At 45.2% G+C, this 26,234-nt stretch carries 17 protein-coding genes and 5 pseudogenes; 9 read left to right on the top strand and 13 right to left on the bottom strand.

Translation table 11 applies throughout. The annotated features are described in order from the left end of the window. Positions 1–40: 40 nt before the first annotated feature. The 5 genes from JEU20_RS10005 (at position 41) to JEU20_RS10025 (ending at position 6,676) form a co-directional block, all read left to right on the top strand. Positions 41–1,318 (top strand): formylmethanofuran dehydrogenase subunit B, encoded by a 1,278-nt coding sequence (locus JEU20_RS10005; protein WP_198245485.1) that lies wholly within the window; start codon positions 41–43, stop codon positions 1,316–1,318. Further along, entirely contained in the window at positions 1,308–2,975 is a 1,668-nt protein-coding gene (locus JEU20_RS10010; RefSeq protein WP_198245487.1) for a formylmethanofuran dehydrogenase subunit A, read from the top strand. The genes JEU20_RS10005 and JEU20_RS10010 overlap by 11 nt, the downstream gene beginning before the upstream one ends. Continuing rightward, complete coding sequence (gene fhcD / locus JEU20_RS10015) at positions 2,972–3,868, top strand: formylmethanofuran--tetrahydromethanopterin N-formyltransferase (RefSeq protein WP_198245489.1); 897 nt, start codon at positions 2,972–2,974, stop codon at positions 3,866–3,868. The genes JEU20_RS10010 and fhcD overlap by 4 nt, the downstream gene beginning before the upstream one ends. Then, positions 3,865–4,677: a formylmethanofuran dehydrogenase subunit C gene (locus JEU20_RS10020; protein ID WP_198245491.1), complete on the top strand. Its 813-nt coding sequence runs from the start codon at positions 3,865–3,867 to the stop codon at positions 4,675–4,677. Before fhcD ends, JEU20_RS10020 begins: the two co-directional genes overlap by 4 nt. 76 nt (positions 4,678–4,753) lie before the next feature. Then, complete coding sequence (locus JEU20_RS10025; protein WP_198245493.1) at positions 4,754–6,676, top strand: TIGR00341 family protein; 1,923 nt, start codon at positions 4,754–4,756, stop codon at positions 6,674–6,676. Positions 6,677–6,702: 26 nt separating this feature from the next. Here the strand turns inward: JEU20_RS10025 and JEU20_RS10030 are convergent, their stop codons facing one another. Both JEU20_RS10030 and JEU20_RS10035 read right to left on the bottom strand, forming a co-directional pair. Beyond that, positions 6,703–7,203, bottom strand: a complete 501-nt coding sequence (locus JEU20_RS10030; protein WP_198245495.1) for a hypothetical protein — start codon at positions 7,201–7,203, stop codon at positions 6,703–6,705. 76 nt (positions 7,204–7,279) lie between these two features. After that, positions 7,280–8,749: a cation:proton antiporter gene (locus JEU20_RS10035; RefSeq protein ID WP_198245497.1), complete on the bottom strand. Its 1,470-nt coding sequence runs from the start codon at positions 8,747–8,749 to the stop codon at positions 7,280–7,282. 290 nt (positions 8,750–9,039) lie between these two features. Between JEU20_RS10035 and amt the strand changes: the two genes are divergently transcribed. Beyond that, entirely contained in the window at positions 9,040–12,069 is a 3,030-nt protein-coding gene (gene amt / locus JEU20_RS10040; RefSeq protein ID WP_198245499.1) for an ammonium transporter, read from the top strand. 74 nt (positions 12,070–12,143) lie between these two features. On the opposite strand, the gene JEU20_RS10045 is transcribed toward amt, so the two are convergent. The 6 genes and pseudogenes from JEU20_RS10045 to JEU20_RS10065 all read right to left on the bottom strand — a co-directional run. Further along, a complete protein-coding gene (locus JEU20_RS10045) occupies positions 12,144–13,394 on the bottom strand; it encodes a peptidylprolyl isomerase (RefSeq protein WP_214657299.1) in 1,251 nt (416 codons plus the stop codon). Between the two features lie 74 nt (positions 13,395–13,468). Continuing rightward, a complete protein-coding gene (locus tag JEU20_RS10050; RefSeq protein WP_198245503.1) occupies positions 13,469–15,712 on the bottom strand; it encodes a cytochrome c3 family protein in 2,244 nt (747 codons plus the stop codon). 45 nt (positions 15,713–15,757) lie between these two features. Continuing rightward, a pseudogene (locus JEU20_RS10055) lies at positions 15,758–16,439 on the bottom strand (IS5 family transposase); the annotation flags it as partial. 227 nt (positions 16,440–16,666) lie between these two features. Beyond that, positions 16,667–16,894: a c-type cytochrome gene (locus JEU20_RS15620; protein WP_342590505.1), complete on the bottom strand. Its 228-nt coding sequence runs from the start codon at positions 16,892–16,894 to the stop codon at positions 16,667–16,669. After that, on the bottom strand, positions 16,798–17,268 hold the full coding sequence (locus tag JEU20_RS10060) for a c-type cytochrome (RefSeq protein WP_342590490.1): 471 nt from the start codon (positions 17,266–17,268) through the stop codon (positions 16,798–16,800). Before JEU20_RS10060 ends, JEU20_RS15620 begins: the two co-directional genes overlap by 97 nt. 48 nt (positions 17,269–17,316) lie before the next feature. Beyond that, a pseudogene (locus tag JEU20_RS10065) lies at positions 17,317–17,923 on the bottom strand (cbb3-type cytochrome c oxidase subunit I); the annotation flags it as partial. An 85-nt stretch (positions 17,924–18,008) separates the two neighbouring features. Between JEU20_RS10065 and JEU20_RS10070 the strand changes: the two are divergent. Then, positions 18,009–18,757 (top strand): IS5 family transposase gene (locus JEU20_RS10070; RefSeq protein ID WP_245395175.1). Its coding sequence is split into 2 segments (ribosomal slippage): positions 18,009–18,540 and positions 18,540–18,757, totalling 750 coding nucleotides; the frame shifts between segments, so codons are not numbered across the junction. Between the two features lie 15 nt (positions 18,758–18,772). Here JEU20_RS10070 and JEU20_RS10075 read toward each other — a convergent pair. Continuing rightward, positions 18,773–19,364: pseudogene (locus tag JEU20_RS10075) on the bottom strand (cbb3-type cytochrome c oxidase subunit I); the annotation flags it as partial. A gap of 77 nt (positions 19,365–19,441) precedes the next feature. Between JEU20_RS10075 and JEU20_RS10080 the strand changes: the two are divergent. Beyond that, positions 19,442–20,557, top strand: a pseudogene (locus JEU20_RS10080) (ISAs1 family transposase). Positions 20,558–20,572: 15 nt separating this feature from the next. Here JEU20_RS10080 and JEU20_RS10085 read toward each other — a convergent pair. From JEU20_RS10085 to JEU20_RS10095, 3 genes and pseudogenes are all read right to left on the bottom strand, one after another. Beyond that, positions 20,573–21,004 (bottom strand): annotated as a pseudogene (locus JEU20_RS10085) (cbb3-type cytochrome c oxidase subunit I); the annotation flags it as partial. Next, the gene (locus JEU20_RS10090; protein WP_198245507.1) at positions 20,997–21,527 is read right to left on the bottom strand and encodes a cupredoxin domain-containing protein; all 531 of its coding nucleotides are present in this window, start codon (positions 21,525–21,527) and stop codon (positions 20,997–20,999) included. The pseudogene JEU20_RS10085 and the gene JEU20_RS10090, both read right to left, overlap by 8 nt. Before the next feature lie 9 nt (positions 21,528–21,536). Continuing rightward, complete coding sequence (locus JEU20_RS10095) at positions 21,537–21,689, bottom strand: hypothetical protein (protein WP_198245509.1); 153 nt, start codon at positions 21,687–21,689, stop codon at positions 21,537–21,539. Positions 21,690–21,978: 289 nt separating this feature from the next. Here JEU20_RS10095 and JEU20_RS10100 point away from each other — a divergent pair, with 289 nt between their 5' ends. After that, entirely contained in the window at positions 21,979–24,291 is a 2,313-nt protein-coding gene (locus tag JEU20_RS10100) for a TonB-dependent receptor (protein ID WP_198245511.1), read from the top strand. 380 nt (positions 24,292–24,671) lie between these two features. Here JEU20_RS10100 and JEU20_RS10105 read toward each other — a convergent pair whose 3' ends face one another. Next, positions 24,672–26,120, bottom strand: a complete 1,449-nt coding sequence (locus JEU20_RS10105) for a M48 family metalloprotease (RefSeq protein ID WP_198245513.1) — start codon at positions 26,118–26,120, stop codon at positions 24,672–24,674. Positions 26,121–26,234 lie beyond the last annotated feature (114 nt).

The following is a 26,234-nucleotide window of genomic DNA, read 5'->3' on the forward strand; positions in this document are numbered from 1 at the left end:
GCGCTCTAAGCGCTAACAATAGATTTTCAAGGACAACACTATGGTGGAAATAACAGAAGTACCCAGTCCTTTTTGTGGGATAGGCACGGACGATCTGACGGTTCAGGTTGATGGCGTCTCTCTGCAAGTGACAAAAAACGGGTGTGCGGTAAATACGCCGGCATTTGAACAACCGATTGGTGATACGGCCCCAAAGATAGCGGGTCAAGCTGTCTCATTGGCGGAAGCAGCTAAAAAAGCGGCTGAAATTCTATCGAACAGTCAGCAGCCTGTGATTGGCGGCTGTGCTACCGATGTCGCCGGTATGCGTGCGCTGTTAGCGTTAGCGGATAAAACGGGCGCGGTCGTCGATAATATGAATTTTAATGCGGTGCGGCGTAATATTCTGGCTATGCAGGATTCAGGTTGGATGACAACGACTTTGGCCGAGATTAAAAATCGCTGTGATCTGTTGGTTGTTGTTGGAACAGACTTAGAGCGTTTTGCACCGCGATTTTATGCGCGTTATTTATGGAATGACGAGGCCATGTTTCTGGAAAACACCAGCCAGCGTACGGTCGTTTATTTAGGTAAAGCGCCATCGGGTGATGCTTCAACCGCGCCGGATGGCCGCAAGGCGACGGTTTTAGCCTGTGATGATCAGGATTTGCCTGACGTATTGGCGGTTTTATCAGCGTTGGTAAAAGGAAACAAGGTCACTGTCGATAGCGTAGGCGGCATCGAGTTCTCTGCATTACAGCAGTTGGCCGAACAATTGCAAGCAGCTAAATATAGCGTTGTCACTTGGGCAGCCGGTATGCTGGATTTCGATCAGGCCGAGTTAAGTGTACAAACGATTTGCAGTATCGTGAAACAGATCAACGATCAAGGTGCGCGTTGTTCCGGCTTTCCATTAGGGGGCAAGGAAGGCGATCAAACGGCGAATCAGGTTTGTGGCTGGATATCGGGATATCCGGCACGAGTCAGTTTCGCTAGAGGTTATCCCGAATACGATCCATTTTTATTCGATAGCCATACCATGCTGGCTGAAAACCAAGCTGATGCGCTGGTTTGGGTGCAGGCTTTCAATAGCAAGGCCGTCCCGCCTGAAACCGATGTGCCATCGATTGTTATTGGGCGTTCCGGTATGACGTTTAACAAGCAGCCGGAGGTGTTTATTCCGGTCGGTACGCCAGGCATTGATCATGCAGGGCATGCCTATCGGTTGGATAATGTGGTGGCGATTCGATTAAAAAAATTAAGAGACGCAGGCCTTATCAGTGCGGCTGAAGCGTTAGATGCGATTGAACAATCCCTTAAGGTGCAACATGCTGATTAAGTTAACAGGTGGAACCGTCTATGATCCCGCAGGCGGTATTGATGGGCAGCGGCAGGATATTTATATTCAGGATGGCCGCATTATCGACAAGCCTGACGAGGGCATGAAGGTCGATAAAGAATATAATTTGAATGGCAAGGTGGTGATGGCCGGTGCGATTGATATGCATACGCATATTGGGGGCGGAAAGGGTAACATCGCACGGATTCTGTTACCGGAAGACCATCGCGCCGATCCGGTTATTCGCAGTCAGTTGACCCGTTCCGGTTGCGGTTATGTTATGCCAAGTACTTATGTGACCGGCTATCGTTATGCCGAGATGGGTTACACCGCTGCCTTTGAACCGGCTGTGTTGCCAGTCAACGCCCGTCAGGCGCATATGGAAATGGGCGATATTCCAATTCTTGATAAGGGCGGCTATATCATGATGGGCAGTGATGATTATTTTCTGCGCATGATGACGGCAAAAAAAGATCAACAGGCAATTAACGATTATGTCGCCTGGACTTTGCGTGCGGCTAAAGGCATTGGGATTAAGGTGGTCAATGCCGGCGGCATTAGTGCCTTTAAATTCAATCAGCGCAAACTTGATCTGGACGAAAAGAATGCCTATTACAATGTTACCCCTCGTGATGTATTGGTGACTTTGGCGCGAGCGGTCAAGGAACTGGGGATTCCGCATCCCTTGCATGTTCATGGTTGTAATCTTGGCGTGCCGGGTAATGTTGAAACCACACTGGACACTATTCAGGGGATTGGCGGTCTGCCAATGCACTTGACCCATATTCAATTTCATAGTTATGGGACAGAAGGGGATTTTAAATTCTCTTCTGGTGCAGCACAGATTGCTGAAGCGATCAATAAAAACAAGAATATTACAGTTGATGTTGGCCAAATTTTATTTGGTCAGACTGTGACTGCTTCTGGCGATAATATGCGCCAACATGCCAATCATCAGTTTGCCAGCCCGAATAAATGGGTCTGTATGGATATCGAATGTGATGCCGGTTGTGGTGTTGTACCGTTTAAATACAAAGATCAGAATTTTGTGAATGCCCTGCAATGGGCAATTGGCTTGGAAACATTTTTGCTGGTCGATGATCCGTGGCGCATATTCTTGACCACAGATCATCCAAATGGTGCGCCGTTTACCAGCTATCCACATTTGATTCGGCTGTTAATGGATAAAAGTTTCCGTAATGACATGTTGGCAACCATTCATCCCGAAGCGCAAAAAATGACGACATTGGCATCCATCGACCGCGAATATTCCTTGCAGGAAATCGCGATTATGACGCGTGCTGGTGCGGCTAAACTGATTGGGTTACAAGACCGTGGCGGTTTGACGGCCGGAAACTGGGCCGATATTACCGTTTACACCGAAAACAGCGACCGCGAAAAAATGTTCGAAAAGCCAGATTATGTGTTTAAAGATGGTGAACTGGTGGTGAAAGACGGTCAGGTCGTTCATGTCACCTGGGGTACCACACATACCGTATTGCCGGAATATGACGCATCGGTGGAACAGGGCTTAAAAGACTATTTTGATCGTTATATGACTATGAAACTGGGTAATTTTAAAATCAGCGATGATGAAATCACCGAAGACGGCCGTGGTAGCTTGACCGTTCATCCTTTACAAGGAGGTGCAGTATGATTATTAACGGCGTCAGTATCGATAAAACCTTCGCTGAAGCATTTCCGATGAAAGCCACCCGCGCCATTATTACGGCGCAGAATGAAAAATGGGCGATGATTTCGGCTCAAGCAATGACCGGTTTCGCCACCTCGGTGATCGCCTGCGGCTGTGAGGCTGGTATTGAACGGGTGCTCGACCCTTCTGAAACGCCAGATGGCAGGCCTGGTGTCGCAATTTTGATTTTCGCTATGGGCGGAAAGGGATTGGCTAAACAGCTCGAAACCCGCGCTGGCCAATGCGTATTGACTTCGCCAACCTCGGCGCTGTTTGCCGGTATCGAAGAGGGTAAACAGATTCCACTGGGCAAAAATTTGCGCTATTTTGGGGATGGTTTTCAAATTTCCAAGAAAATCAATGGTAAGCGTTACTGGCGGGTACCGGTGATGGATGGTGAATTTTTGACTGAAGCTACCACCGGGCAAGTTGAAGCTGTCGGCGGTGGTAACTTTCTGGTCTTGGCTGAATCGCAGCCGCAGGCACTAGCGGCTTGTGAAGCGGCCATCGAGGAAATGCGTAAAATACCGAATGTCATCATGCCATTTCCGGGAGGTGTTGTGCGTTCCGGTTCTAAAGTTGGATCGAAATATCCAGCGCTGGGTGCATCGACTAACGATGCATTTTGCCCAACCTTAAAAGGTGTGACCAAAACGGATTTGTCGCCGGAAATTGAATCGGTGATGGAAATTGTTATCGACGGTCTGACTAAAGAGGATATTGATAAAGCCATGCGTGTCGGTATTCAGGCGGTTTGTGATTTGGGTGCTGAAAACGGCATCAAGCGCATCAGTGCCGGTAACTATGGTGGTAAACTCGGCCCGTTTCATTTTCACTTACAGGAGATCATGGCATGAGCGCATTGACACTGACACTCAAAACAAGACCGCGTCAGCATGTGGATATGTCGCCCCTGGTTTGCCAAAAACTGGTGGGGATGACACCGGCTGACATTGCAGCGATTCCATTGCAAACGGGCAATAAAACCGTTCGTGTTGATGAGTTGTTTAAAATTAAAGGTTCTGACAGTCAGAACCTGGTGATTGCCGGTAGTTTTAACAAGCTCGATTTTATCGGTAAAGGACTCGATGGCGGAAGTATTACGATTGAAGGCGACTGTGGCGCGTATTTGGCACAAGATATGAAAGCCGGCATGATTCGGATTGATGGTAATGCTGGCCTGTATGCGGGTTGTGAAATGAAAGACGGCTTGCTAGAAATCAATGGTAATGCTGGGGATTTTGTCGGCGCTGCGTTGCCCGGCAATAAACAGGGTATGAAAGGTGGCACTATTCTGGTCAAAGGCAATGTCGGCGCCAGGGCAGGCGACCATATGCGGCGTGGTGTTATTTTGGTGGAAGGAGATGCGGGTGATTATTGCGGCGCACGCATGGTCGCGGGTACGATTGCTGTCATGGGACAGACTGGCCGCTATTTAGGCTATGCCATGCGGCGTGGGACCTTACTGTTATGGCAACAGCCGCAATTGTCGGCAACCTTTAATGATTGTGGCTCGCATACGCTGGCGTTTCTACCCATTTTGTTTTCCTCATTTAAATCGCTTAACAGCCGTTTTGCCGATAGTGCACAGGCGTTCAATCGTGTGCAACGCTATGGCGGTGACATGGCTGAAACGGGCAAAGGCGAGGTGCTGGTCAGGCTTTAAGGCTAAGTTGCAAGCTGGGTGGGGCGACGACGTAAGTTGAGTCTCGCCCGGAACCAGCCATTATGTATATTCGATAATGAAAAATGGAAACCACTCGACTTATTATCTGGTTTATAGCGATAGTGTTGCCGACAGTTTAGAAAAGGTCACGCAGCATCCGCGTATCCTCGCCGAAAATCTTCAGATTTCAGCGGTAAAACTCAATGATTTTGAGGCCATTCAAGTTGATGACGCACATCGACAGGCCTTGTTATGGATTAACCAGGTTGATTATCCCCAAGCCTTAATGATAGCCCAACAGAAAGGTGTGCAGTTGGGCTTTTTGCCGGTAGCAGGCGATAAACTGACGTTGTTTTATAAAAGTCTTGGGCTGAATGAAAGTCTCGATGCCTGTTTGGAAATTGCGCTGCAAGAAAGTACGGTTGAAATTGATTTAATTCAATGTAATGGCGATATTGTTGTCGATGGTGTCAATCTTGAAAATCAGACCACAATGGCCGAGTTTTTAGGCGATAGTGCTCAAATTGCAGGTTTTCGTAAACTTCAGTTCCGTATCAAACGCTTTATTCATGCGTTTTCATTAAAACCGCATCCGGTTACACTGACGACGGCAAAAGGCAAAAAAATTCCAACTGCCATTACCGGCATGTTGCTGCTGGATTATCATCAATCCGGTGCATTACGCCAATTATTTGAAGAAACCGTGTCACTGGTCGATCACAGAATCTCTGTGGTTTTGTTTGCCCCGCAATCTATTTTGTCTTATTTACAATTGTCCACGTCGGTTTTATTGCGTTCAAAAAAACAGCTACTTAACCAAATTGGCTATATTCGCACCGAATCCCTGTATATCGAATCACCTGAGCCGACTCATTACCTAGTGAACAATCGGCCGGTGACGACTGAATCCCTGACTCTGTCCATTTTGCCAACACCCTTGCAGGTCAAAGCTGTCGCTGACTTTCAAGCACGACAACAGTTTAATGATGACAAGGAAAATGTCATTTGTGATCAACTGCCACAGCAGGACGAGCGGATTAAATATTTGAGCAAGACTTTGCCGTTTTTTCCGCATGCATTGGAATCGGATTTTAAAGAGCTGTTTCTGAATTTAAAAGACAGTGCAAACGCTTCGGGTAATTATGTATTGCTGATGGTGCTGAGCGTGTTGCTGGCATCGTTGGGGTTATTTTTGAACAGTCCGTCAGTCGTGATTGGCGCGATGGTACTAGCGCCCCTGATGTCGCCAATCATCGCCTTATCAATGGGGGTGTTGCGCTCCGATGTCGGCCTAAGTCGTAAGGCATTTATGACCGTTTTGCTGGGAATTTCGCTGGCGTTAGCTTTATCTGCTGGCATGGCCTGGTTTATTCCATTTCATGATATTACCCATGAAATTGCTGGCCGTTTGCATCCGTCGATGCTGGATTTGATGGTGGCCATTTTATCTGGCATTGCAGGTGCATTGGCCAATGCACGGGAAAATATCGCCAAAAGTTTACCCGGCGTCGCCATTGCCGTGGCCTTGGTGCCACCATTATGTGTGGCTGGCATTGGCCTCGGCTGGTGGCAGTTTGATATTTTTTATGGCGCTATGCTACTTTTTTTAACCAACCTGACGGGCATCATTCTAGCCGCAGGGCTGACCTTTATGTTGATGGGCTTTGCACCTTTCAGCCGTGCCCGTACCGGCATTCTCGTCTCATTATTGATGGTGCTGGCGGTTTCATTTCCACTCAGTGCGGCGTTTGAAAAAATGCGGACCACAGCCAGGATCAAACAGAACCTGCTCAATCAGACATTTCAGGTTGCAGCACATCGCTTTCGGCTACGCAATATCACGATTCAGCTTAGTCAACCGGTCTTGATTCGAGCCGATTTACTGGGCAGCTTTTTGCCAGATGCCAAGGTCTTGTTACAAATCGAAAAAAGCATCGAACAGCAGCTTGGACGACCAGTGAGGGTAGAAGTCTCATTTCACTGGGTTTCACAGCTCTAGGAGGCTGTCGTTATTTGCTATACACATTAATGGATATGTTTATCTTTTGTTACGGGTTTTAAGCCGGGGAATTTATGTATCGCAAATTTGACATGGCAGCCAGCGCAAGCCTCGGTCATTTCCGAAAAATAAAAATTGATCAGTTCCGGTTTTTTATTGTGTGCGACATGTTCAAGCATTCCGGCCAAATAATGAAACTTTTTGTCCTTTTCAATAAATTCAGGGGGTAATGATGAATGCAGCTCTTTTATTTGGTTCTCCGTTAGGTTTTGTTTTAATAGATAACTATTCTTTATTTTCCCGGCTGTCGCTTCAATTTCATGCCAGTTTCCGGAAACATAGGCGGGAATGATAGACATCATGCCATCCTGTAATGCCTTCATTTCTTGAGTCAATAGATTCCGTAATTCAGGAGAAAGGGCTTCTACTCCTGATGCTTTAGTTTGCTCATGAGCTTGCTTGGCATCTTCGGCATAGCTTATTGCGGATAGACTAGACAAGAGGGTAATACAAATTAGTTTCTTCATAAGGATCTCCGATTAACAAGGGATATTGTTACACATTTTTTAAGGTAGGCAAGGTTTAGCCGTTATGTTTTCTGAGTTAATTTAGGCGCTTATTAGTACAGTAGTGGCTGCAAAAATAGCGCAAAACCCATGGGGTAACAAAATTAGTCAGTAACACGACGATAGTGATGATACTGAAAATTGCGTCATTCATCACGCCCAGAATTTTGCCCATGCTGATAAAAATTAACACAGCTTCACCTCGCGGCAGTAGCCCGATACCGACGGCAAGCGCATCAATGTGTTGCAGACTTGCATAGCCGGCGGCAATTTTGCCTATGCTGGCGGCTAAAAACAGGCAAACGATAAGCAGGAGCATACTCGGATCGGCCAACAGTTCAAGATTGACTTGCATACCGACAAAGACAAAAAATGCTGGCGCAAAAATTTTCTCTAATAATGAAATCAGGCCTTTAATGATATCGCGCTTGTCCTGTAATTTATTCAAAATCATGCCGGCCAGAAAAGCACTGCTGATTTGGCCAATTGAAAAAATATCCGCTAGCCAACTGACCAGTACAACCATGGCCAATGGAACCAATAAAATAGTGTGGGTCTCGGTAAATCGATAATAATGAGGGATATACCGAACAATGGCTTTGCCGATAAAAATAATCAACAAAAAAATTACCAGAGAATAGATGAAAAAGGCAATAATTGCAGGAAGGCCAACAATGTTTGAAAGTACGACATTGGCGATAAAACCAAGCAAGAATACGCCTGAGATATCATCGATGTAGGCCGCTTGTATGGCAATTTGTGCTTCGCGGCTATTAAATTGGTGTACTTTAGCAAACAGATGGCTGGCAAGCCCAGCGCTGGTGGTGCTGAGTGCAGCAGCTAGAAAAATATGCTCAGCTGTATTTAGCTCGGGTATCAACCAAAGGCTGAAGCCCAGTCCGAGTAAAAACGGCAATAAGGTTCCCGTTAAGGAAACCAGATAGGCCGCCGGTTCTGCTTTTTTAAGAATATCTTCCGGACTGGTTTCAATACCGAGTTTGAAGAGCAGAAAAAATACTCCAAAACTTGAAAAAAGCCAGATCGAGATGCCGACAATAATCAGAGCAGGGGACTGATCTGTTGCAAAGACCTTAAGCATTTGTTCGGCAAACGCGGCCGTTTCTGCATCGTCAGAATTGTAAAAATTCTGGATGGTATCGGCAATCGGCAAATCAGATGTCCACACGCTTTTAAAGACTTCGCTGGCATCGGCTAAATGCATCAACAAATAAAATACTGGCGAAAAATCAAACCAATACAAAATATTGCCAACGATGATTCCAATCAATAATTCGCCCAGCATTTTTGGCCATTGATAATGATGGGAGACAATATGACCAATTAAGGCCAGTAAGGTAATAAAGCCAAATTCCAGCAATACAAACGAAAAAGGATCTTTTGTTGCATAACGCTGGATACTTTCTGTTGAAATTTCATTTGCACCGGCATTCATGCTGATTAATAGCATGAAAACTATCGAGATAATGGTTGTTGTTTTGGTTGTCATCATTTTTACCCGAGTTATGGCGTTAGAAAATTCAGTCTCTGAAAAGGACTTGTCATTTTTAATGCGTGAAATTGTCGTTCCGAGTTGAATCCGCCTATTTACCGTGAAAAAGTGCCAACCGTCAGGGGTGGCGGTTCAGTGGCTTTTATGGCACGATGCATAAGCATTCTACTGGCCTGTGTTGGATTTTTAAGTTTCCAATAGTATACCTCTTTAGAATGCGTGATTTATTTAGAGTCAATAGTCTATTCTTAATTCATTGAACTTTGAAACTTCAATAACAAATAAAAATGCTTGATATTTTCTGGATTATTTTTTGTGCCATTTTAGTGTTGTTTATGCAGGTTGGTTTTATTTGTCTTGAAACTGGCTTGGTCAGAAGCAAAAACAGTATCAATGTGGCGATAAAAAATCTAATGGATTTTTGTGTGGCGGGGGCCGTTTATTGGCTGTTTGGCTTTGCTTTGATGTTTGGTGACAGTTGGGCCGGTGTGGTTGGGCATAATTATTTTCTTTTTTCCGCAAGCAACAACACTTTTTTTACTGCATTCTTTTTGTTTCAGCTGATGTTTTGCGGCACAGCCATCACGATTGTGTCTGGAGCAGTCGCTGAACGCATGCGGTTTATGGCGTATTTACTGATTGCGTTAATGATGTCAGCAATACTTTATCCGGTCGTGGGGCACTGGGCCTGGGCTGGCAGTCAGCAAAATGAGAAATGGGGGTGGCTGGGGCAATTGGGATTTATTGATTTTGCAGGATCAACCATCGTGCACTCTGTCGGTGGTTGGTGTGCACTGGCGGCAGTGCTGGTGTTAGGTCCTAGAATCGGGCGTTTTGAACACGGCAAAATCGCCGGCAGTAATTTGGCTTTATCGGTCGTCGGCGTGTTATTGCTTTGGATTGGCTGGTTTGGCTTTAATGGTGGTAGTGCGCTGGCGTTAAATCAGCAAGTACCCAACATTTTATTGAATACCTTGTTAGCCGCTTTATGGGGCGGCTTGACCGGAGTGGTTTTATCGGGTGTGACACAAAAGCAGATTCATATTCTGGATGGTATCAATGGTGTATTAGCAGGGCTGGTGGCGATTACCGCATCCTGCCATCTGGTTTCCGCCATTGCCGCAATGATTATCGGCATGGGTGGCAGTATATTGACCTTTTATGGCGATAGATTGCTGGAAAAACTCAAGATAGATGATGCGGTTGGTGCAATTCCCGTGCATCTGTTTGCAGGGATCTGGGGGACATTGGCATTTCCTTTTTTCAGTGACCCGGCAAGTTGGTCAACCGGGTTAAATTTAGCGCAACAATTTTTCGTCCAGTTGATCGGGGTTATTTGTATTGGTGCTTATGTTTTTATTTGTAGTTATTTTCTGCTGCGCTTACTTAACCGTTTTTATCCATTACGCGTGTCGGTAAACGATGAGCAAGAAGGATTGAATATAGCTGAACATGGTGCGATGACTGAAATTCATGATTTGATGAATGCCATGCTGGCACAAGAAAAATCGGGAAACTTCGATCAGCCGGTAACTGTAGAACCTTTTACCGAATCGGGTCTGATTGCACAACAATATAACAAAGTCCTGGCGCGGGTTAAACAGGAAATCGGTATTCGTGAAGAAGCGATTAAAGCCTTTCAAAATAGTGAATCTCGTAAAGATGCTATTCTTGATTCAGCTTTAGACAGTATCGTTAGTATTGATGCCGAGGGTAATATTCAGGAATTTAATCCTGCTGCGGAAAAATGTTTTGGAGTTGGTCAAGAAGTGGTTTGGCAACAAAATTTTATTGAACTGTTTTTACCTGAGCGACTACGGGCTGCATTTAGAAAAAGTCTGGAAAATGAATTTTCCGAAAAGGGTCAATGGCTATTGAATCATCGCAATCAGACCGTTTTATTGCGTTTACATCATCAAGAATTCGATGCCGAATTAAGCATTACCAAGGTGGCAGATAAACACAATGGCAAAAAAGAATTTACCTTTCATATCCGTGACATTACCCGACAGTTGGTGCTTCAAGACCGCTTGAAACACCTCGCCTACTACGACAGCCTGACCGGGCTGAGTAACCGGAGTTATTTTATTAGTAAATTAAACTATGAAATGCAGCGAGCCAGGAAACAGCAGCAAGGGTTGATGCTGATGTTTTTGGACTTAGATGGTTTCAAGGCGATTAATGATTCATTAGGTCATGATATTGGTGATCAAGTGTTATGCCATGTTACCCAGAAACTTAAGGAGATTGTTCGAGAGGATGATTTTATTTGTCGCTGGGGAGGTGATGAGTTCATTATCTTGTTCTGTGGCGTGGAAAGCCGACAATTTATCACCCAGCGAGCGCAGAAAATTATTGAAGAATTTAGAGCGCCTTTTGAAGTTGAAAATGAACGCTTGGTGATTCGGGTCAGTATTGGCATTGCTGATTCGAAAAACGGCCAGGTTTCGGCCGATCAATTGATTCAAAATGCTGATATGGCCATGTATGAAGCGAAAAGGCTGGGGAAAAACCAATACTGCTTTTTTTATAAGGCATTAAAGGACAGTAGTAACCTTCGCTTTGAATATCAGGCTGCACTCAACCAGGCTCTCGAACAACAACAGTTTTTTATTGAGTATCAGCCAAAGATTAACAAGAGTCAGGAAAATACCGTAGGCTTTGAAGCCTTGTTGCGTTGGCGTCATCCTGAGAAAGGCATGGTGTCACCCGCTGATTTTATTCCTATTCTGGAGGAAACTGGCCAAATCAGTCAGGTGACTTTTTGGATTCTGGATACTGTTTGCCATCAGATTCAAGCTTGGCAACAACAAGGCTTGATCGTGCCGCCTGTGGCTGTCAACCTGTCGGGAAAAGACTTTCTCCATCCAGATTTATACCATCAGGTAGCCGGTTGTTTACGGCGCTATCAATTATCCGGCGACATGTTAGAGTTGGAAATTACTGAATCTATTTTGGCAACTAATGTGGATATTTGTATCAAGCAGATGCAAAAGCTTAAAAAACTGGGGATAGAGTTTTCTATTGATGATTTTGGAACTGGATACTCATCAATGAGCTATCTAAAAAAATTCCCATTGGACAAATTGAAAATCGATCGTTCTTTTGTCAGTGAATGCGACACTAACAAGGAAGATGCCGCTATTTGCCAGGCTATTGTTTCCCTGGCCCAAAGCCTGGGATTAAGCGTTATTGCTGAAGGTGTGGAGCTGACGACACAGGTGGACTTTCTGTTTGAGTCGGGCTGTCATGTTTATCAAGGCTATTTATTCAGCCGGCCCTTATCGGCTGAAGCTGTGGAACAATGGCTTGCCTAATGTGAATGGCGATTCGGGGTGGCTTTCAGCCAGTTGAACAAGGCAGTGAATAAACCGGCTGAATGCATGGTGCACTAATGTGGAGTATGTTGAGGTATTTGCCACTGCAGCGGGTGTTTTTCGGTGATTTGTTTTAGGTATGCGGTCATTTTTTCAGCCAACAGCTTTTGTTTAACTCGGTCTTTGACGGCATTATAGTTTTTCTGTTCGGCGGGTTTGCGATCGACGATGGTGATGATATGCCAGCCTTTTTTGGTTTTGATAATCGGACTGATTTCGTCATTTTTAAGCTGTTTCAACGCGGCTTCAATTTCTGGGCTGCCGCTGCCTTCTGTCAGCCAGCCCATGTCACCGGAGCGTTGGCGGCCATAAGGGTCTACGCTGTAAAGTCCAGCTAAGGTGAATAGACTTTCACCATTCATAATGCGTTGCCGAATTTCTTCGGCTTGTTTCTGGCTGGCGAGGACAATTTGGCCAATCTGACGGCGTTCTGGAATATAGCCGATTTTGGGGTGTTGTTGAAAATAATCGAGCAGCACCTGTTCGTCTGGTATCCACTGTTGTTCTTGTTGGGCCAGTAATAGACGGATAGCGAGGTTATGCGCGTAGTCTTGTAATTGATTATCCAGTGAGATGCCGTCGGCTTGTGCGGCTTTTGCCATTAAAATCAGCTCTATCCATTGTTCAACTTTTTGTTTGATGCGGGCATTGTCAACCGAGATCGCGGTATTGGGCACAAAGTCACCGTAATGGATTTTAAAGCCTTTGCCTTCAGCGAGTACGGTATCAGCTTGTGCGTTATCAAGATGGTCAAAATAGGTTTTGACATTCGCTTGTTGGCGCAAGGCGTTGAGTTTTTCGGTTTTGAGTGCGTTAAAGCGTTTGGCGATATAGGCCGAACGGGCGGCTTTTAAGGCGTCGCTGTTGTTTTGGGTGTTTTGTTCCAGTTGTTGCGCAATATCATCAGGCACCTGAATGGATTTTCCGAGCTTGAGTAGATAGCGTTGTGCCAACAGACTGGTTTTAAAATTGCTCATTTCCTGTTTAAAAACATCTGACTCAGGAATTTTTTGTGTCAGGGCTTCCTGATATAAGGCTTCGGCTTGAGCTAAGCGTAACAGCATATCACCGCGTAAATAGGCTTGGTCTTTTTCATCCAGGCTGGGAAATTGTGTGGCGAAAGGGGCCGCTTTCATGGCGGCTTCCAGTTGCTGGTCGGTGACCTGTCCGGCCTGTCCTATCGTGACCAGGATGGTTTCAGCCATTGCCGTAGAGCAAAGGCTAGCGCTCAGCAAAAAGGTTGTTAAGTATTTTTTTATCATCATTTTTAGCATACAAAAAGACTCTGTGGAAAAAGCAAATAAATCCGGCCCGGGCTCGGGCCGGATTGAGAAGATGATTAATGCAGATTTTTGCCACCTAAGTCATGGGCATTGCCATGAATCCAGGTGATCGCTGCGTCGAGATCATCCTTGATTTTTTTGCCTTTCCAGGTCAAGGCTTCAGCAACCAGTGGTACACCCGATTTGTTGACTTCATGACACGAAGCGCACAGCAGAGGCCCATGACTGCCATCAGGGTTGTATTGCGCGGCTTGCTTGTAAGTGGTGGTATCAACGTCAGGTGTGACCGGATACAAGCCATGAATCGATTCATGGCAGGCCTGACAGGCTAAACCGGCATGACCTTTAGAGTAACGCATCAGACTGTATTTACCCGGTTGGTTGATTGGAAAGGCAACCCCGCCTTGGCCTTCGACAAAGGGGGCTTCATGGCAGTCAGCACAATGCGGCGAGCCTGGAGACAGCCAGTAGTCACGTCCATCCGTTGCCGCGCTATAAGGTACAGCAGTAATGCCGGTGGCATCTTTCGGCAAATCCAGCTCCGACAGAATGGCGGTTGGATTGGCTGACAAGATGACAACATTGGCATCACCATCTTCATCTTTACGAATTAACGGTTGCCCGTCTTTAGTGGCGATGACAGCAATATCGGGTGTCATCCGTTTTTTCGACCAGGTGAGTAAAATACCGGATTTTCCGGGTGTGTCGTGGCCTTTTTCATCCAAGACAACTTTAGGGTCCAGATATTTATTGATCAGTGTTTCGCTATCGACGCCAAGCGCTAAAGCAATCTTGTCCAGTGGCAAATTACGAATCGTTTCGCCGGTTTGCTGAAAGGCATTGATCAAATTGTCGCGTTGATACAATTCCCGTGACAACTGATTATGACAGTTAGTGCACCACATGCCTTTGCCACCTTCACCGTTGCCGATTTTGGAAACATTGGCTTGCATCCATTTGCCGATGGCATTCAAATGCTCTGGCGTCCCGACGCCGTCTTTGTCTTTGTTAGGATTGGAATGGACATCCCGACCTGCGAAACAGCCGCCCTCAGTGTCACGATTATCAGCTTGGGCATAGGTGTTTTGACCGTCTGGCGTAATCGGATAACCATCCATGCTGCCATCTTGTCTATGAGCCGGGTGACAGCCCGCGCAGGTGCCAGTACGACCTTTAGAATCAGGCAGAGGCCTCATGGTTTGGTGTACGCGGTGTAAAGCCTCGGATAAGGCGACGATAGGTGTATCCCAAGACTCACGTTTTTTACTGCCACTGAGTACCTGGGCAATGCCTTTTGATTGTAAAACGCCGATCACATTGTCGGCATGACATTGTTGGCACAGTACCGGGTCGCTGCCCAGGCGGTTTTGGGTTGAGCGACTGGTTGGGTCGTATTTGGCCAGAAATTGCGTGCCATGACGGGCATCGTGGATTTGCAGGATGGAAATGGAGGTCGCTTTCAGATTAGCCATATATTCGCTGGCACCGAGGCTTTTCCAGAATGTTTTTTCCTGTTTATATAAAGTGAAGGTGTCGCCGTTGGCATTCTCATTAGAATGGCAGTTTGCACAGTTGGGAACATCGATGGGATTGGTGCCGATAAATTTAATGGGTTTCCCGGTATGGCTGTCGATAACCGGTTTGCCGCTTTTAGCATCGACCAAGCCCACCCAGGCCTCCTGGTAAGGGCGGATATCGCTTTCCACGATTTCCAAAGGGCTTTTTTTCATCAATTCATCATAAAATGGCGTCAGTGGCAAACCGAGTGCATCCCAGATGCCGGGATTGGTGAGTACGATAGGCACGTTATCCAGCACCGATGATTTGGTATAAACGATGGTGCCGGTATCGCCGGTATAGTGTAAATGGCCATTTTTTAAGGGTTGTCCGGAAGGGCCGGCGTCGCGTGGAATCGGTAGTTCAATACCAATCCGTAATTTTTCGCTGTCTTTACTGGTATGTTTCGGGTTGCTGCCTTTCAGGTCTTTGTAGATATAAAGATGGGTGAAATAAGCATTGCCAACATTTTCATTATCGCTGTATTTACCATCTTTATTGACGTCATAAGGAATATTCCAATAGGCCAGTTTGGTCCCTTCAGAAAAGGTATTGTCGATATGGCCATATTCCAGTTTCATGCGTTTATTCCCATCCACCAGAACGGTCGGGTCATTCGGGTCGGCTTTTAAAAGCTGTGGAAAATCGTAAGGACTGCGAGCTGTTTTAACGACCTGGCTCTGGATTGAGTTATACGGTGGCAGGATACAGCAGTAGGAAAAGTCAAACCCCGTACAATGCATGCCCAGCTCGTAATTGATGGTAATGTTATAGGGGCTGTTGCCATTTCACATAGGTAACCATAAAAAGGCGCAAGCCAGAGCGATAGAGCCTTCAAAATTTCGTTTGAGTTTGTCATATCGCGTGGCGATCGCTCTGAAATGCTTAAGTCTTGCAAACACATTTTCAACGAGATGGCGATATTTGTAGAGACACCAATCCATTTCATCATTTCCCCGAGTTGAATTCTTTTTCTTGGGATAACAGGAACAGCCCTTTGTCTTTAATTTGAAGACGTAATGCTTCACTGTCATAGCCTCTGTCAGCAACTATATAGTCACCTTTTGGGAGCTCTGCAACTAATTTCGGTGCTTCTTTACAGTCATGAACTTCGCCGCCTGTCACTGAGAAATGAATAGGAAGACCACAGGCATCAACGGCCATATGAATTTTACTGGTGTTCCCGGCGACAGATTTCCCTATCGCTGTTTCTTGTTCACAGGCCGCACCACTACTATGCTGATGTGCTTTCACAATACTCCCATCAATAAATTCCCATTCCAGGTCTGGATCAACAACCAAGGCGTTAAAAATACCCATCAGTTTTTCTTTACGAGACCAGTCATTGAATCGTTTATATACCGCATTCCAATTACCAAAAGCCGTGGGTAAATCTCTCCAGGGACAACCTACTCGCAAGCGATAAAAAATACCTTCGACTGTTTTTCGAAGACAAGGTTTGTCATAAATATTTCAAGGGGGATTTTCAAAACGGCAACAGCCCCTAGTCATTTTAGGTTTTTGTTTTTGATCGGTAATATTTTCAACCGGCCCGTTACGAATCAGGTTAAACATTTCCTGCGGATTTTTTGTTCCGCCTGTTGATTATCTGGCCGGTATGGAACAATACGCGCTAAGCCTGTTTGACTGAGCAACAAGCTGGCTACAAGAAGATATAAAGTACGGGGCTGCATGATCTACCTCCTGAGTTGGTAATAATAGTGTGCTAATTGACGAATGTCCTCGTCGCTTAACTGTTCTGCAATCAAGCGCATACGGGCGTATACGTCGTTATGACGTGCGCCATTTTTGTATTCTTTAAGGGTGGCTATAAAATAGCCGGGGTTTTGACCAGATAATGCTGGAATATCTTGTTTTTCTCCTTGACCCTGGCTGCCATGGCAAGTAAAGCAGGGTGGAATGATTTTTTGCCATTGCCCCGTGTCACCAGTATTTCGGCTTGTTTTAGAGTGGTTTTGTTATCGGCCTTATTCTCAGGCGCTGGCAAGGATGCGAACCAGGCTGCAATGTCGGCAGAGTCTTGTTCAGATAAGCCGGCAGCGACGGAATTCATCAACATATGGGTGCGTTTACCATCAGCATAATCACGCAGCTGTTTGTAGGTATAAGTTGCTAATTGACCGGCTAGCGAAGGATAGCTGTCCATTGGGCTGATACCATTTTCGCCGTGACAACCTGCACAGGTTTGTGCCAGTTGTTTGCCTTTTTGGGCATCGCCTTGTTTGATAAATTCCAGCAATTCTGGCGTCCATGCGATATTCGTGGATGGCTCGGCCATACCGTAAACAGGGGCGAGCACTAACAGTAAGCTTAAAAATATTTCATATCAATACCCCCAGGCGCTTGAGTCGTAAGTATCCATCAGGAAGAACTGCAGGATCGGAAAGCCAAAGCTGATTAACATCAACACAGCAATGACTTTATTCCAGAGTTTAATGTCATTCAGATATTCAGGTACTGACGCTGAAGGGTGCAGGGCTTCGGCGTATTCAACCGGTTGTTCATATACCTCTGTGGATGAACTAAACTGTGTTTTGAACAAGATATAAATAAATAAGCATGCTGAGGCTAATAGAACCATGCCGCCAAAATCATCGCGATCTCATAAGGTTTCCACGATAAAGTCAGTAAGTTGTTGTAAACAACCGTCGAAATCCGGCGGGGTTGGCCGAGTAAGCCCAAAATATGCCAAGGTGTCGTCAGGATGCTCATACCGATGAACCAAGTCCATAGTTGCAATAATGTCAATTTGTTGGAGAACAAAGGTTTTTAGTCAATATCGGCCAGATGTAATAAGCAATAGCAAAATACATGATGACGGTAGTACCGGCAAAAATAAGATGGAAGTGGCCCGGAACCCAAGCCGTATTATGGATCATCGCATTCATGGCGTAACTGGCATTAATAATGCCGCCAAAACCACCAAAAATTAGGGGCTGTTGCCGTTTTGAAAATCCCCTTGAAATTCAATAACTCCGCCACATAGATTGTTTATTTTGACTCAAAAACAAGCAAACTATGCCGCGACAACTGCTTACGGATGAACTTTGGGAGAAACTGAAGATAATTATGTTGAAAATGGGAATTTATGACAAACCTTGTCTTCGAAAAACAGTCGAAGGTATTTTTTATCGCTTGCGAGTAGGTTGTCCCTGGAGAGATTTACCCACGGCTTTTGGTAATTGGAATGCGGTATATAAACGATTCAATGACTGGTCTCGTAAAGAAAAACTGATGGGTATTTTTAACGCCTTGGTTGTTGATCCAGACCTGGAATGGGAATTTATTGATGGGAGTATTGTGAAAGCACATCAGCATAGTAGTGGTGCGGCCTGTGAACAAGAAACAGCGATAGGGAAATCTGTCGCCGGGAACACCAGTAAAATTCATATGGCCGTTGATGCCTGTGGTCTTCCTATTCATTTCTCAGTGACAGGCGGCGAAGTTCATGACTGTAAAGAAGCACCGAAATTAGTTGCAGAGCTCCCAAAAGGTGACTATATAGTTGCTGACAGAGGCTATGACAGTGAAGCATTACGTCTTCAAATTAAAGACAAAGGGCTGTTCCTGTTATCCCAAGAAAAAAGAATTCAACTCGGGGAAATGATGAAATGGATTGGTGTCTCTACAAATATCGCCATCTCGTTGAAAATGTGTTTGCAAGACTTAAGCATTTCAGAGCGATCGCCACGCGATATGACAAACTCAAACGAAATTTTGAAGGCTCTATCGCTCTGGCTTGCGCCTTTTTATGGTTACCTATGTGAAATGGCAACAGCCCCTAGCATCAGTAACGACAAAATAGTCGCGAGAACCATGGGATTAGTCCACGGCAGGGTACCAATCCAGCCAAATATGCCTTTACCACCTCTAAGACGCCCTGCAATTTCTAATGCGGCGATGACGGTAAAGCCTGTGAGCAATGTCGGTGTAGAGACGATGAAGGTGCCGACCATATGCAATAATTTCCAACCCTTAGCTTGCTCAGGATCCATATATAAATGATGGAAACCGATAGGCAGACTGAATACAACCAGCACAATGAAGGCAACTCGGGCGGCTTCGTCACTGAATAGGTAAGATCCTGCCTGTTTAGGCACGAATACATAAAAGGCCGTGTAAGCTGGAATCAGCCAAAAATAAACGATAGGGTGTAAGGTCCAGGCAAAAGTGTGCGCGCGAGTCCAACGTCGATAGTGTCAGTCAGCCCTAATGCCCACGGTAATATTAAAAGACCGATTCCAGTGCAACACCCGCGCTAGTCCATAGCCAGAGCATGGCATTGAATGTGGTGGCAAACATGGCTAATGGTACTGTCTTGTCAGGGTTTTCTTGTTTCCATTGCAAGAACATGACAATCATGATCGCACACCAGACCAGGGCAATCGGGTTTAAAAAAGGGTTGAAATTATAATTTAGATAAGGTATTGGTTTTATCATTTTGATTATAAATGACAGTTACCCCAACGGCCTCAATTATCCACCATTTTTCAACGATTGCTGATCCAAGAGTAGATCGGCGAAAGAAGCATCAACTCACTGATATATTTTTCATCACCTTGTGTGCGACTATTTGTGGAGCCGATAACTGGGTGGCCATTGAAAAATTTGGAAGGCTAAAGAAAGCTGGTTCACTGAACAGCTTGGTTTAGAAAATGGAATCCTTCACATGATACGTTGGGTGCTGTTTTTGCCGCCATAGATACGGAACAATTTAGTCAATGCTTCTCAAACTGGGTGGCCGATCTAGCGGACTTGGTTGAAGAAGAAGATATTATTGCAATGGATGGCAAATGCTTAAGGCGCAGTATTGATAAAGCCTCAAATAAGTCAGCCATCTATATGGTGAGCGCCTGGTCGCGGAAAAACAGTTTGGTTTTAGGTCAGGCGAAAGTGGATGATAAATCCAATGAAATTACGGCCATACCCAAACTTCTGTCGCGTTTGGATATTGCAGGCGCTTTGATTACAATTGATGCAATGGGGTGCCAAAAGAAAATAGCCAAACAGATTATCGACCAAGGCGGTGACTATGTTTTGAGTTTAAAAGGAAATCATGGCACCTTACATGAGGATGTAAAGGCCTATTTTACATCCGCTTTATCGCCAGAAATTGCCACAAAAACCGTCAATGGTGAGCATGGGCGAATTGAAACGCGTTCTGTTCGTGTCACGGATGAGATTGAATGGTTAAAAAGGAGCATTCCTGGTCAGGATTAAAAAGTATTATTGCCGTCACAGCCACAAGAGAAGTGGATGAAAAAATAACCGAGGAAACACGCTATTTTATAAGCAGTTTAAGCGCAAACGATCCAAACAAGTTAGAGCATGCTGTTCGCGCTCATTGGGCGATTGAAAATAACTTGCATTGGGTTCTTGATCTTGCTTTTGATGAGGATAGCAACCGAACCCGCAAAGGATATAGTGCTTCAAACTTAGCTGTCATTCGACACATGGCCTTAAATTTAATAAAAGCCGAGGAAACGGCCAAAGTCGGTGTAAAAACCAAGCGAATGATGGCAGGGTGGGATAATGATTATTTACTCAAGATTCTTGGTGTAATTTAAACCCGATTGCCCTGCACACCAGACCCAGGAGCCGACAATCAATAAGGTTGCTCCGAGATAAAATAAATGATGGGCCTGAACCGGTGGATAAAACGTATAAAGCACGGATGCTTTACCGGTTAATAACGGAATGGCGGCTAATACGGTGCCGAACAGACTGAGCCAGAAACCGCCCCAGGCCAGGCCAGGATTCCAGATTGGTTTGTTTAAGGCAGTGTGGGCGGTAAAATAACCAAATCCCATGATAAAAAATGTCGTCAGTACATAGGCCATTAATACGCCATGGGTACTCACTGACGCAAAATAAACGGATGGCGAGCTTAAAGAGTCAAACAAACCACTGCGTTCTAGGACTTGAAACTCGCCCATAAAGCAGGCCAGGATGAACGCAATAAAAGCAACGGACATGTTGCCCAGTGCCAGTTTTCGAACAGTATTATCAATCATTGTTTTGGCCTCCTTTCGAAGCGGAATGTTGGGCGAGCCATTGTTCTTTTTCGACGACTTTAATGCGGCTCCACATTTGATCATGGCCGAGTCCACAATATTCATTACATAACACCGGATAATCCCCCGGTGTTGGAAATGATGTTTCAACTTCGGCGACGAAGCCGGGGACAACCATGGTGCTCATGTTGGTCATCGGGATATGGACGCCATGCAAAACATCCATGCTGACCCAGCGAAACGTCAGCTTCGTTTCAGCCGGAACCACAATTTCTTTCGGGAAGAACGAATAACGTCCGGCCACCATGCGCACAACAATATTTCCTTTATCATCGGTATTGACACCGAGCTTGTCTTCGGCAAACTCCTGGCTCAAATGCAGTTTTGTTGAGTCTATAGTTTCGACATTACTCGGTGCATTCACGCTATGGAACAGTGCTTCAAACAGAATGATGCCAACAAAAAATGCACAGATGACAAGGATAATCTGGCCCCATTTTTTTTCGAGCGGATCAATATGCATGGTATCCCCCTAATTGACAATTCCGCGTGGAATAAAGACGCCGTAATAAAGGAATAACCAGCCGATAACCATGCTGATACCTACGGTTAGCATCAGTATCCACGTACCAATCGGTTTTCCGTTTAGAATCTTTTTGCGTTCTTCTTCAGTTAAGTCGGGCATAAGAGCCTCCTGTTGTTTTTGTAAATCTTAATATTCTAATATAGAAATATTGCAAGCATGTGTCAAGCGATGGATGAACTTTTGTGAAGTAAAGATGGTCTGTATTCGCCACTATCGAGTGTGTTTTATAAAAGTATTTGAAATATAAGGAAAAAGTGCTTCTTTGTCCAATGCTGTAAAAATGAACCTGCGTCTGTTGCGCCGAGAATAATTCCTTTTTTTTGATCAAGTCTGGTTAATAAAAATCGGTCTGTTTACTATAGTCGTTTTATAAATGATAAAGAAACCTATGAAAAAGCTACAAAACTTTATACCACTTATAGGTCTGTTGTCGGCAGGGCCGCTTGCTTATGCAGAAGAACAGGCGGTTCAGTTGGAGAAAATGGAAATAGTTGGCGTAACGCCCTTGCAAGGCTCAGGCATAGGGATTGATAAAGTGCCTGTTCCGGTGCAAAAAATAACCGCTGAACAACTTGAACAATCACAAAGCCTGTCGTTAGCCGATTATATGAATCGTTATCTAGGCAGTGTCAATATCAATGATGCCCAGAACAATCCCTTTCAACCCGATGTGCAATTTAGAGGCTATACGGCCTCCCCCCTCATGGGTTTGCCTCAGGGTTTGTCTGTTTATATGAACAGTATTCGAGTCAATGAAGTTTTTGGCGATACCGTTCATTGGGATTTAATTCCTGAAGGCGCGATTGATACAATGACTTTACAATCAGGCTCAAATCCAGCTTTTGGTTTGAATACACTCGGTGGTGCCATTGCGGTAAAAACCAAAACCGGCTTCAGTGCACCGGGCCATCACCTGGAAGTCAGTGGGGGTTCCTGGGGACGACATTCTGAAGAAATCACTTCAGGCTGGAACAATGGTGAATTCGGTGTTTTTCTGAATGCACGCTATTTTAATGAGGATGGCTGGCGTGATTTTTCTGACAGTGAAGTGATGCAGGGGTTTGCAGCACTGAGCTGGCGTGGTGCTGAGTCTAGCCTGGATTTGACCTTGCTTTCGACCGACAATGATTTAAAAGGCAATGGTACGATTCCAGTTGAATTGCTCAGAGTGCGGCGCGATGCGGTTTTTACCCATCCTGATCAAACTATCAACCGTTTGTTTATGGCCTCACTCGATGGGGCGACTAGCCTGAATGAGCATATTGAATTATCCGGCAATATGTATTTCAGGCGCTTGAAGACCAATAGTCTGAATGGTGATGGCAGTGAATTTCAAGAGTGTGCCAGGCTTGTATGTGATGAAGATGGCGCGCAAGTTCTTGATCTGGCAGGAAGCACAATTCCATGGGGTGATAATGTAGATGGTGGTACCTACAACTCATCAACGACCATTCAGCGTTCGTTTGGATTTTCATTGCAGTCGGCCTTTGATTATAAAATCTTGGATCGTGAAAATCACTTCATTGTCGGTGCCGCTTACAGCCAAGGCAATGTGCATTATTCTGCCGATACTGAATTAGGCGCATTAAATGCGCAGCGCGGCGTTGATGGTTCGGGAATAAAAACCGAGGAAGCGCATGTGCGGCTGAATACAGAAACCGAAAATTACAGCCTTTATTTTAGTGAAACCTTTTCGGCGACCGATAAACTTAACCTGACTGTGGCCGGTCGTTATAACCAGACCAGTGTCAAGTTATTGGATCAGGCCGGTACTGAATTGAATGGCTACCATGTGTTTCAACGCTTCAATCCTTCAGCCGGCTTGACCTATGTTTTTAGACCTGAAGTTAGCTTTTATGGTAATTATAGCGAGTCTACCCGCGCGCCGACACCGATGGAATTAAGCTGTTCTGACCCTGATGCACCATGTAAACTGCCTAATGCGTTTGTGTCTGATCCCCCGTTGAAACAAGTGGTCGCACATACCTTTGAAACCGGTTTTCGCGGAGAATTTGGCCATTTTCTGGACGGTACTTTGAATTGGCGCGCCGGTGTCTTTAGAACCGAAAATGAAAATGACATTCTGTTCAAAAGTACTGGCGGCGTTGTCGCTAACACCGGTTATTTTGATAATGTTGGTAAAACCCGTCATCAAGGTATTGAGTTGGGTATTTTCGGCGATGCGTTTGATAGGTTACGCTATTCAGCAAATTACACCTATATGGAAGCGACGTTTCGTACACCGTTTAAGGTCAACAGCCCATCACATCCTGCAGCGGATGCGAATGGCGATATTCAAGTGGAGCAGGGTGATTTTATTCCCGGTATTCCACGACAAATGTTTAAAGTGGCGCTGGATTATGATGTGATTAAAGGGATGACTTATTTAGACCGCTGGACCATGGGGACGGATGTAATTTATAACGGTTCACAATACTTGCGGGGAGACGAGAGTAATCAAGGCAGTAAGTTAAATGCTTATGCCGTGGTCAATCTCAGAACAGAGTTCCAGTTTAATCCACATATTACTTTGTTTGCCAGGGTAACCAACCTGTTTGATACCCAATATAAAAACTTTGGTCAATATGCCAATACGGGCGATGTTTTGACCGATGCGTTAGGAATCAGTGATCGGGATACTCAGTTTGTCGGTATCGGCGCACCTAGAGCGGGATGGGTAGGCGTACGTTTGAGTTTGTAAAGGATAGGGTGTGACAAGGATGTCATTACCGCTTGAATGTATCAAACAATAAAAAGCCCGCTGAGCGCGGGCATCTCCAAGCTTATTTTTATTATTATGGATTGGATATTGTTTTGCCTTCAGGCAATTTAAGCAGTTACATTTATTATTGTTATTTTTTTAGCCTTCACAGGCCGCTTTCCTCCTCTTTTCCGACATAGCGTCGTACTCACTCCTTAAGTTGAAAGCAATTTTATATCAACAAAAACTGTGATGTCCATCAAAAAAAATGATTTTGATTAAAAATAGTATCGATTCGAAATTAACTATTTTAATTCAATGACTTATAAGTTTCAGTATATTCTGAAATACAAACTATTGCCGGCAGGGTATGCCTTTTTTTATCGGCTGGCTTGTTTTAGCTTTTGTTCAGTCAAAAACTGTTGCAGCCTCTCGTCCAGAATCGCTTTGACATAGAAGTTCAGGTCTTTGGCTTTTTGCGCCAATTTTATGTGCATGATAGCCGCTTTGGTTTGGCCGGTGGCATAAGCGTATTCGGCTAAATAGCGTTGGGATTCAGCTTCGTGGCCAAGTTTGGCTTCAGCTTTAGCGCGTAACTGATAAAAAACAGGTCGGGTTTTAAAGGCAGGGGAGACGTTTTCGAGCAGAGCTTTGGCCTGTTGCGGTCGGTCGGCTAATAACAGGCTTCTAATATAAGCAAACTTAAGCGGTAAATTGTCTGGGAATTTGCCTATTGCCTTACCAAAAAGGGCTAAGGCCAGGCCATAATCGTGCTTTTGCAAGGCGATTTGTGCGTTAAGCATGGCGAATTGAGGTTGCTCGGGGTAATGTTGAACCAATTGCCGGGTGATTTCTGAGGCGTTGGTAAATTGTCTTTGTTTTAAATAGGCTAAAGCCAGGCCATAGGCGGCGACATGTTTTTGCCAGTCGGTTCCTTGATGTAAGCGAATTTGAAAATATTTAATAGCATTTTCAATAGCTTGGGTGGTAAGTACGCGTAATTTAGCTTTGGTCAGGCTGTATTCGCGCGAATCTGGATATTGCCGATAAGGATAATTTTCAGCTCGGCCCCGGGTATCAGCGATTCGCGAGGCAGATACGGGGTGGGTACGTAAAAATTCGGGAATATTGCGGCCATAAAAACGACTGGATTGTTGTAGACGCTCAAAAAATATCGGCATGCTGCGTGGGTCATAATTTGAATTGGACAAGATTTTCATGCCGATTCGGTCGGCTTCTTTTTCATTGTCGCGGGTGAAGTTGATTTGAAACTGAGTGCTACCGGCTTGTACCGCCATCATAGCAGCTTGACCCGCGGCAGGCGATTGGGTGCCGATTAGAATAGCCGCTAGAGTGGCGGCGGCCATCGGCAGTGTCATTCGGCGCGCTGCCTCAAAGGCACGGTATAGATGGCGTTGAGTGACATGGGCAATCTCATGGCCGACTACCGATGCCAACTCACTTTCGCTTTCAGTCAGCAGAATTAGGCCGGAATTGACGCCGATATAGCCGCCAGGACCAGCAAAGGCGTTGATGGTTTTATCCAGTACGACAAAAAAATGAAACGGATAGCCGGGTGTGTCACTATGGCTGGTCAGTTGTTGGCCGAGGTTTTCAATATAATGCTGAATTTCCGTGTCCTGATTGATTTCGACTTGGTTATGCAAGCTGCGAAAAAAAGCTGCACCAAATTCCTGTTCCTGTTGAGGAGAAATCAATGCACCGGAACTGTCGCCCATATCAGGTAGATTGATATGTTCGAGCTCGGTTGCAAAAACGATGAGGCTGAAAAAACAGCCGGCCAGCAGCGCGGGTAAACGAAATTTCATGGCTATGTGACAGATGACGTGTGGGTAAGTTTCAGCGTGGCAGGTGCTGGATCTTCCAACAATAATGGATTTTTGGGTTGCGACTGAAATCTGTCGGTATGGACTGGGTGCTGA

The organism is methane-oxidizing endosymbiont of Gigantopelta aegis (assembly GCF_016097405.1).
In the GTDB taxonomy this organism is placed as follows: domain Bacteria; phylum Pseudomonadota; class Gammaproteobacteria; order Methylococcales; family Methylomonadaceae; genus Methylomarinum.